Below are 976 nucleotides of genomic sequence, written 5' to 3'. Positions count from 1 at the left end.
ATAATATTAGAATAATATAAAAGAATTGTAATTATGGATATAAACAAGACAATGGAAGCTGCTTTTAACAAGCAGATTGAAGCAGAATTATGGTCAGCAAACATTTACCTCGGTATGGCTTTTTGGTTCAAGAAAGAGGGCTGGAACGGTTTCGCAAGCTGGCTTTTCAAGCAAGCTGACGAGGAAAGAGGACATGCACTTGATATGGCTGACTACTTAATAGCACGTGGTGGAGTTCCTACAATGAGCGCTATTCCTGCAGTAAAGAACGACTGGACGGACGCTAAAGAGGTGTTCGAAGCTGTACTTAAGCACGAACAACACGTTACAGAACTTATCAACGAGTTGGCAGATGTGGCAGATGCAGAGAAAGATCGTGCTTCGCAGAACTTCGTTGCAAAGTATATTGACGAACAAGTTGAGGAAGAGAAGAACGTGAAAGATATTCTCTTGCTCTTCAAGCAAATGCCTTTACACACGCTTGCACACATTGACCGCAAGGTTGGAGAGCGTGAATAAATATTTTTTATAGTTATTTAGTTAACATTGGGGGAGATAGGTAGCGCGCCTATTCTCCCCCTTTTTGTGCATCAGAAAAATGTAAATATTTCGCAGTATAGCCTCAACGCTATAATCGTTTGAGCTACAACACTTTGCAATACCCCTTGTTTTGCATTGCAAAAGTGCCTGTTTTGCTCGGTAAAAGTGCCTATATTGCAGCGCAAAACAGGCGCTTTTAAAACGCAAAACAAGGTGTAATGGACATTTGGTAGGCTGAAAGCTCACGGGTTTTAGTAATGGACATTTGGTAGGCTGGTTATTCCAGCCTACTTTTTTGTATTTATGAATCCATCTATAAACTTCTTCTTGTTAGCTTCATTCAATCCATTATGATTATGTAGTGCCCTTTTAAGCTGTGAGTTAAATCCTTCCAATAGATTTGTTGTATTAGGAATTTGTAATTCTGTATAATCCT

Annotated in this window: 1 protein-coding gene and 1 pseudogene; one reads left to right on the top strand and one right to left on the bottom strand. The window is 39.4% G+C overall.

Features of this window, described 5'->3' with window-relative positions; all coding sequences use genetic code 11:
- Window positions 1-33: 33 nt before the first annotated feature.
- Window positions 34-519 (top strand): ferritin, encoded by a 486-nt coding sequence (locus HMPREF9144_RS12515; protein ID WP_006046514.1) that lies wholly within the window; start codon window positions 34-36, stop codon window positions 517-519.
- A 308-nt stretch (window positions 520-827) separates the two neighbouring features.
- Here the strand turns inward: HMPREF9144_RS12515 and HMPREF9144_RS13910 are convergent.
- A pseudogene (locus HMPREF9144_RS13910) lies at window positions 828-976 on the bottom strand (IS256 family transposase, variant Zn-binding type); the annotation flags it as partial.

This window comes from Prevotella pallens ATCC 700821 (assembly GCF_000220255.1).
Classification (GTDB): domain Bacteria; phylum Bacteroidota; class Bacteroidia; order Bacteroidales; family Bacteroidaceae; genus Prevotella; species Prevotella pallens.
Note: the sequence above shows the minus strand (reverse complement) of the source record. Positions and strands in the feature narration are given on the sequence as shown.